The organism is Bifidobacterium sp. POST2/T3 (B1) (genome assembly GCF_058197115.1).
Window position 1 is genome coordinate 1 of record NZ_JBVPQK010000102.1, and the last position, 8427, is coordinate 8427.

Below are 8427 nucleotides of genomic sequence, written 5' to 3' on the forward strand. Positions count from 1 at the left end.
CAGGCCGTGGATGATGGCCTGGCCTACCCGGGACGAATCGCCCATAGAAAGATTGTGCTTCCGGGCGCTGAAGGGGCAGGCCATCGTGGGCACACGGGGACCATGCCTGTCGGTGAACGACCCTCGGTGCTTCCTGGATCCGATGATTTTTTGACATCGGTCACTATGGCCAGTCAACCGGCTGTTCCAGCATTTCCTCCGACGGACCTGTCTGCCGACGAGCACGGAGAGAAGGGGCCCGGCGAGGGGTCTGTACCCCGGCGCGTGGTTATTCGCCGTGATCTGGAGGCCCCCAAAGCTACGAAGGCTCCGAAGAAGCAGGATCATTCTGCAGCCAAGGTTGTCTGGTCCTGGACCAAGCCGGAAGTCAGTGATGCTCCGGTTTTCTCCTGGAATATGGGCAAAGGCCGCAAGCCGGCAGCAAAAACCCATGCAGGCAAGCCCAAAGCCCCTGCTGCCGAGGCTTCGTCTCTTGCCACATCTGTTCCTGCCTCGCCAACCAAGGCTACAGGTTCTGCCGTTTCAACAGCATCTGCCCCCGGTTCTTCGTCCGCCGAACCGGCTGAGTCCAAGCCGAAGGCTGCGGCTGGGGCCTCTCCGGTTGCCGCTTCGGCGGATTCGCTGTCTGCCAAGTCGGATACAGCGGCTTCCGCACCTGCAAAAGTGTATGTTCAGCAGTCTCCGACCCCAGTGGTGTTCACCGATCGACCGGTCGTCGTTCGCCGCTCAAATGCCGACTGGGACTCGCTTATCGCTGGTTCATCAGCTTCAGGTCAGAGCGTCGCAGCTGCACAATCCGTTGCCAGTGGCGCCAAACATCCGGGGCGCCAGGTCTGTTCGACCCCACGGGTAGTTGATCAGCTGGCCGAGGTCGGCGGCATCAGCACAGGTGGCCGGACCGTTTCGTCATCACCGAGGACTCCGGCCGCTCAGGCGGATCATGCCGTTCAGCCTGTGCAGGCCGTCCAGACAGTAGGTGAAGTTCAATCCGTCGGTGCCCAACCCACTCCGTCTGATTCCGCCAAGGCAGCGAATACATCGGCTCCAGCCGCGCAGCACGTTGGCGTCTCAAGCAAGCTGGACGAGGGCACGCCGAATGCTTCGGCAGCAGCCAAGGCCCAGGTTCAAGCCAAGACGAAACCACAGACGGCCACCAAATCGGCACCCTCTGGCAAGCCCGTCTCCTACAGGGCCAGTTCGGGGGTTCTCCACGCCGTCAACGGCCAGGCCGCCTTCGCCTTTGTCTACCTTGCCATATCCGTTCTGATGCTCATGGTCGGTTCGGGGATGATCCTGCCGGTCATCATGGAGCGGGTCAAGGATCCGAGAGCCATTGTCTTCATGTCCGATGGGAATACTCTCCTGTCGGTCCTGCTGGCGCTGGCCTATGCCTGTATTTCAGAGTGGAGCGTTATTCGAGGTAAGGAGCAGCGAGGACAGGACGCTGTCCATTGGCGAACAGATAGAAGAATGACGCTGGCGGCTCTGCTGGCCCTTGTAGCGGTGCTTCTGCTGGGCCAAGGAATGGTCCATGGACTGAACAAGTTCTTCAACCACTTCTGTCTGCTTCTGCACATCCCCTCCCTGGCCTCGCGCAGTCTGCTGGTCACCGGCACTTCCTCGCCGATGATGGCCGTGTATGCCCTCTTGGCGGTTCCTCTGGCTGAGGAGCTGGTTTTCCGTGGCATCATCCTCAACGGGCTGCGCCGGTTCGGCAGAGTCTTTGCCATCCTGACCGCATCCCTGCTCTGCGCACTGTTGCAGTGTGACCCGGTCTCTGGGCTCTGGATCTTCCTGCTGGGGCTGGCACTGGGGTATTGCTCCCTGGAGTATGGCCTTGTCTGGGCCATTGGAGCCCGTGTGGTCGGCGATCTGCTCTTCAGCGGCCTGCCCAACCGTTACCTGATGAGCGCTCCACGAACTGCTCGTATGTCGATTTTGGCAGTGGCATTGGTCTTGGTTCTGGCTGGACTGGTCATGTTCTTCCTGCACCGCGCCAGTCTGTTTGACTACCGGCGGCGCTATCGAGCCCCTAAGGGAACCTACGCTTCCTGGAGGCAGCCCTGGTTCCTGCTCTATTTGCTGCTCTGCCTGCTGCTTACAGTCTTCAAGTTCGTGCCCGGTCTGCTCTAGAGCATGACGCATTGGGGCTGCCAGTGGTGGCGTAGACTTGGACCAGCTGGAGGTCAGTGCCGGATGGCCAAACCTGCAGAGGATCATGAAAGGGCATGGTGACATGGGGCAGACAGCTACGGCAGCCGACGCGTCAGGGACTGGGCAGACTCAAAAGCCCAGACGAGGCATGGCGGATCGCGCATGGATGAGTGCGGCCAGGGGGATGCTCAACCGTCAGGCCGCCCTGCTGCTGGTCTATCTGCTTATCATCAACAGCGTCGGTTTTCTGTTCGGTGTTCTGGCTCAGATGGAGTGGAATGCCGTGTTTGATCCGGTGCCTGCCCACTCGGGATTTATGTATGTGATCGTCCATGCTGACAAGGAGTATGGAGGCATCATCAACCTGATCGCCGCCTGCACAGGTCTCTGCTTCCTGGTCTTCATGCGGCGGCGGCAGATCTGCGATTCCGGCCCTATGGGCATATTCCACACTGATCTGCACCCCATGACCTGGCAGGTTTTGTTGGGATGCTTTGCACTGACGCTGACTGGGCAGACCCTGGCGGACTGGTATCAGTCAGGCATGGACTGGACCACGGCGCGGTTGGGAGTGCAGCAGTCCTGGACCACGACTGAGCAGATCCAGCAGGCCTCGGGTACCATTCCCATGTTCATCTACGTCAGCCTGCTGGCCCCCGTCATCGAGGAGCTGGTCTTCAGAGGGGCTATCCTGCACGCGCTGAAGCCCTACGGCCACGTCTTCGCCATAGTTACCTCCGCTGTTATGTTCGGCTTCTTCCACGGCGATCTGGATCAAGGATTCTTTGCTTTCATTATGGGTCTGCTCCTGGGCTATCTTGCCTGCGAATACTCCATCTTCTGGTCCATAGCCCTGCACGTGTTCAACAACCTGGTCGTCAGTGACGGACTGGAACTCCTGCTCGGGTTTATGAGCGACAATATGTCCTCCTACGTCAACGTGCTCATGATATTGGCAGGCATGCTGGCAGCCGTGCTGGTCCTTTACTTGGGCCGCCATAGGATCGTCGCTTTTTTGCGGGAAAACCGCACGTATACGAACGTCTATGGTGCCTGGGCCTGCCCGTTCTTCATCATGCTGCTGCTGATCATGGGCTTCACGATGCTGACCCCCTTCGTTTCAACCGGCGCCTGATCAGTATCTGACTGGGTGGACGCTCTATGCCGGAGGCGACAATTCACGGTGTCCCCACACCCCCTGTGGCAGACTTGCAAATAGGGGCCGATGATGCGCCAAAGCCCGGCTCTGAGCGGATACGAGAAAGAAGCCGATGTATGGCCAAGATGAATACACAGAATGATGTGCTGCATGTGGTGGGCGGCAGGCCCCTGCATGGCACCATACAGGTCCGCGGGGCCAAGAACTTCGTCAGCAAGGCCATGGTGGCTGCCCTGCTGGCTCCCGATGTCTCGGTGCTCAAGAACGTGCCTGAAATCCGTGATGTCCAGGTGGTCTCGGATCTGCTGAGACTGCACGGCGTCAAGGTGGATGTCAGTCCGCAGGAGGGCGTGGTCACCATTGATGCCAGCCATGTAGAGCTGGCTGATGTGGCCGATGTGGACACCCTGTCGGGCTCTTCCCGCATTCCCATTCTCTTCTCCGGGCCGCTTCTGCATCGGATGGGAGAGGCTTTCATCCCCGTTCTGGGCGGCTGCCGCATCGGTAGCAGGCCTATCGACTTCCATCTGGAGACCCTGCGCAAGCTGGGGGCCAATGTTGACAAGGAGCATGAGGCCGGTATCCACATCACGGCGCCTGACGGCCTGCACGGAGCCAAGATTCATCTGCCCTACCCCTCGGTGGGAGCCACGGAGCAGACCCTGCTGGCGGCCGTCCTGGCCGAGGGGCGTACCGAGCTGTCAGGGGCGGCTACCGAGCCCGAGATCATGGATCTGGTGGCGGTCCTGCAGAAGATGGGCGCACAGATCTCAGTGGACGTGGACCGTACCATCCGCATTGAGGGGGTGCCCTCCCTGAAAGGCTTCACCCATACCTCATTGCCAGACCGGATCGAGGCCGCTTCCTGGGCCTCGGCCGCCCTGGCCACCCATGGCGACATCATGGTCAAGGGCGCCCAGCAGCCCGACATGATGACCTACCTGAACGTCTTCCGCAAGATCGGCGGCCAGTTCGATGTGCGCGATGACGGCATCCGCTTCTGGCATCCGGGCGGCGACCTGCGGCCCGTGGCCATCGAGACCGACGTGCACCCCGGGTTCATGACCGATTGGCAGCAGCCTCTGGTAGTCGCTCTGACCCAGGCCAAGGGTCTTTCCATCGTTCACGAGACCGTCTACGAGAACCGCTTCGGCTTCACCAAGCCGCTGATTCAGATGGGCGCCACCATCCAGCTCTACAAGGAATGCCTGGGGTCCCTGCCCTGCCGCTTCCAGCAGCGCAACTTCAACCATTCGGCGGTCATCTTCGGACCCACCCCGTTGACCGGCCAGGACATCGATGTACCCGATTTGCGTGGCGGTTTCAGCCACCTGATTGCGGCACTGACAGCCTCCGGCCCCTCCACCGTCCACGGCATCTCCTTGATTGACCGCGGTTACGAGGACTTCCGCGACAAGCTACTGGCCTTGGACGCGCAGATCGACTGATCCGGCAGGCATAGATGGCTTCCAAAGGCAAACCCTCCCCCCGGTCTGCGGTACCAGCCCTGCCCGACCAGCAGGTGGCCCTGCTGGCCCAGCGGCACAGACTGGTGGATCCGACCCGCTACTATCCCACTGGTCACCGCGCACCGGCCCTGGACGAGATAGACGGTCAGCACCCTGTGGGGACTACCCGTCTATTGCGCGGGGTCTCCCAGGTGGTGCGTGACTCCTGCCGAGTCTATGCCTGGGGGTTGGAGCGGGTGCCGCAGACCGGGCCTTTTATCACCGCAGCCACCCATGTGACCCAGTTCGACGTTTTCATTCCCATGATGGCCCTCTTCCACCAGGGTCGTCGTCCCCGCTATATGGCCAAGGCCGAGATGGCTCATTGGCCCCTTATCGGCAGCTGGTTCCGCATGGTGGGCATGCAGCCGGTCGAACGCAAGTCCGGCAAGGCCAGGTCGATTGAGGAGGAGTCGATCAGCATCATCACCTCGGGCAGGCCGCTGACCATCTGGCCTGAAGGGACCGTGACCCGTGACCCCCTGAAGTGGCCTATGTCGCTCAAGCCCGGGGTCGGATTCATCGCCTTGGAAGCCTCACGGCAGCTGGGTCGCATGGTCCCTCTCTATCCCAGCATCACCTGGGGGGCGGCTTCGATCAACCACAAGTGGCCTTGGCCTCGCAAGAACGTGGTCATGTGCTATGACCGGCTCCTTGACTATTCCGACCTTCTGGAAGACATGGATCAGTGGGGTGCGGAACCTCCCAAGCAGTCCGTCCATGCCCTCTGTGTCCGCCTGCGCAACCGGATGGAAGAGGTCATGGCCGAGATTCGTGGCGAGGAGCCCCCGGCGGCTGGATATTTCGACTACGTAACCATGACCCGTCGGCCCAGAAGCGAGCAATAAGGCCGGAACCCACCTCTGATTCCTCCTGCCTGGCGGTGGTGTCATAGGATGGTAGAGACAAGAATGAGGCTGCTGGTCGGCGTTCCCGTGCGCACGGCATTATGCAAAGGAGAATGATGACGAAGATCGCGGTATTGGGAGCAGGCGCATGGGGAACAGCCTTTGCCCAGGTACTGGCTGATGCTGGCAACCAGGTGGTCATGTGGGACATCGATCCGAATGTCGTAGAGGAAATCAACAATCAACATTCGAATACTCGCCGCTTGCCAACAGTGGAGAGGCTGCCCGATGCCATCGTCGCTGAGGGTGACCGTGCCAAGGCCGTCTCGGGGGCTGAAATCGTGGTCGTGGCCATAGCCGCTCAGCACTCCTGTGAGGCCTTGACGGAATTCAAGAGTCTATTGGATCATGATGCCATTGCAGTCTCCCTGATGAAGGGGATTGAACGGGGAACCGACAGGCGGATGGATCAGGTGGTCTGCCAGACGCTGGATCTGGACCCAGTCAGGTTTGCGGCCGTTTCCGGTCCCAACCTGAGCAAGGAGGTGGCCGCCCGCGAGCCAAGCGCCACCGTGGTCGCCAGCGCTGATGCCGATACTGCCATGAGAGTAGCCCGTGCTTGTACGACCGACTATTTCAAGGCCTTCGTTTCGGACGATGTGATCGGCCTGGAAATGTGCGGGTCGCTGAAGAACGTCACTGCACTGGCCGTGGGGATGTCACGGGGGGCTGGATTCGGGGAGAACACGGCTGCCATGATCCAGGCCAGGGGTCTGGCTGAGCTCACTGCCTTGGGGGAGGCCTGCGGGGCCAAGTCCAAGACCTTCGCCGGTCTTGCTGGGGTCGGGGACCTGGTGGCCACCTGTGGGTCATCTCTGAGCAGGAACTACACTTTTGGCTTTAATTTGGGACAGGGCAAAAGCATCGAGGAAGCCACTCGCGTCAGCAAGGGTGTCGCCGAAGGCGTACCCACCACCGATGCTGTCGTCGCCCTGGGCAAGCGCTACCGGGTGGCGACCCCGCTGGCTACGGCTATGAGCCATGTGCTGGATCAGGGTCTGAGCTGCCGGGGCATGATCGACGAGCTGTTCGGCGGGCAGATCACTGCAGAGTGAGTCTGACAATCATCAAAATGGTGCCCATCAGAAAATCCTGAGGGCTATAGAGGGTGTGCGAAGGCTGTGAAGCATGCGCTATCAACCTTTTGATCGGCGATGAATGATTTCCGGATCAAGATGTGCGCCTGGCTTGTCTGACTCCTGCATTGGCCTATCATGCCTGTTCGTGCCAAGCTTGTGGATGAGCGACTCCGACCAAGCCTTGCTGCCTGCCGAGGGGATATTCTGCTGTCTTGAATGATGCATCTGCTCGGGCAGGTGCGTGATGTTGAAAATCATGTCCAGGATGAGGAAAGCCGAGGGATGATGGTCAGGAAACGTGTTGTAGTGCTTTATGGCGGGCGTGCCGACGAACATTCCATATCCTGCGTGTCGGCGGCTGGCGTGCTCAACGCCATTGATATCGATCGATACGAGCCCATACCTATTGGCATCACCAAGGACGGTCGTTGGATCATCGGCGGTCAGGATCCCAGGCAGTGGGGTCTGGGCGATGCCAGTCTGCCAACCGTGCAGATAACCGAAGGCAGCCGTCCGGTCATTCTCGACATGGCTCGCGGCCGGGAAGGGTTTTTGATTGGCGACCATGCCGATCTGATCTCTGGCGCCCAATCTTCCAGCGCAGTCGGTTCCCTGGAGCCTTTGGGGCATGTTGATGCGGTTTTCCCGGTGCTTCACGGCCCTTATGGTGAAGACGGCACCCTGCAGGGCCTGCTTGAAATGATGGGTCTGCCCTACGTCGGATGCGGGGTCTTCGCCTCTGCTGCATGCATGGACAAGCACTACACCAAGATTCTGCTCAGCCAAGCCGGCATACCTGTGGCTCCTGGCATCACCATTGACTCCCGTGAACAGCGATCCGGAGCCGACCTGCTGGCCGCTGTGGAGAAGGCGGAGTTGCATTATCCGCTCTTCGTCAAGCCCTCCCGTGCAGGATCCAGCTTTGGTGTGGTCAAGGTAGAAGAGCCCCAAGCCGAAGCCTTGGCTGCTGCAGTCGCCGAGGCTGCAAAGCATGACTGGCGGGTCCTGATAGAGGAGGGTATTGAGGGGCGGGAGATCGAGTGCGCCGTGCTCGCCTCCAGCAAGGACAGACAGCCCCGTACGGCCTGGCCTGGCGAGGTGGTGCTGGACAAGGCTGATCAGGACGAGGCCTTCTACGACTTCGACAGCAAGTATGTGGACTCCTCCGCTTCCCATGTGGAGGTTCCTGCCGACCTGCCAGAAGAGACTCTTCAGAAGGTTCGCGACCTGGCTGCCAAGGCTTTCAGAACCGTGGACGGCGCTGGTCTGAGTCGTGTCGACTGCTTTGTAACACCCGAAGACAAGGTCATCGTCAACGAGATCAACACCATGCCTGGTTTCACGCCTATCTCCATGTATGCCAAGGCCTGGGAGGCCACGGGGATCACCTACACCGATCTGATTACTGACCTGATCGAGGGTATATCGGCCTGACGCTGTAGCTCTACGGGAGCTTGAAGTATCTCACAAGAAGGAAGATGCTGCTTTTGCTCTCTCCTGCACGATGAGAAAATTATCTGATTAATGCTCAATGTCGTTTGTTTGGAGCTCGGCCTCCTGGACCAGATAGTCCTGGCCGGCAAGAGCGCGGGTGGCGGCATCCTGCATATCGGCGGCGA

At 60.1% G+C, this 8427-nt stretch carries 6 protein-coding genes; all 6 read left to right on the forward strand.

The annotated features are described in order from the left end of the window. The coding region (locus AC0AP0_RS06300) for a CPBP family intramembrane glutamic endopeptidase (RefSeq protein ID WP_490429752.1) at positions 1 to 2133 on the forward strand (2133 nt) is incomplete at its 5' end. A 103-nt stretch (positions 2134 to 2236) separates the two neighbouring features. Next, positions 2237 to 3289 carry a CPBP family intramembrane glutamic endopeptidase gene (locus AC0AP0_RS06305; protein ID WP_490429753.1) on the forward strand — a complete coding sequence of 351 codons (1053 nt, stop codon included), beginning with the start codon at positions 2237 to 2239 and terminating at the stop codon, positions 3287 to 3289. A gap of 149 nt (positions 3290 to 3438) precedes the next feature. Next, positions 3439 to 4761 carry a UDP-N-acetylglucosamine 1-carboxyvinyltransferase gene (murA, locus tag AC0AP0_RS06310; protein ID WP_490429756.1) on the forward strand — a complete coding sequence of 441 codons (1323 nt, stop codon included), beginning with the start codon at positions 3439 to 3441 and terminating at the stop codon, positions 4759 to 4761. A gap of 14 nt (positions 4762 to 4775) precedes the next feature. Then, on the forward strand, positions 4776 to 5669 hold the full coding sequence (locus AC0AP0_RS06315) for a lysophospholipid acyltransferase family protein (protein WP_490429754.1): 894 nt from the start codon (positions 4776 to 4778) through the stop codon (positions 5667 to 5669). A 113-nt stretch (positions 5670 to 5782) separates the two neighbouring features. Continuing rightward, positions 5783 to 6784 carry an NAD(P)H-dependent glycerol-3-phosphate dehydrogenase gene (locus AC0AP0_RS06320; RefSeq protein ID WP_490429755.1) on the forward strand — a complete coding sequence of 334 codons (1002 nt, stop codon included), beginning with the start codon at positions 5783 to 5785 and terminating at the stop codon, positions 6782 to 6784. 309 nt (positions 6785 to 7093) lie between these two features. Further along, positions 7094 to 8242 carry a D-alanine--D-alanine ligase family protein gene (locus AC0AP0_RS06325; protein ID WP_490429757.1) on the forward strand — a complete coding sequence of 383 codons (1149 nt, stop codon included), beginning with the start codon at positions 7094 to 7096 and terminating at the stop codon, positions 8240 to 8242. Positions 8243 to 8427 lie beyond the last annotated feature (185 nt).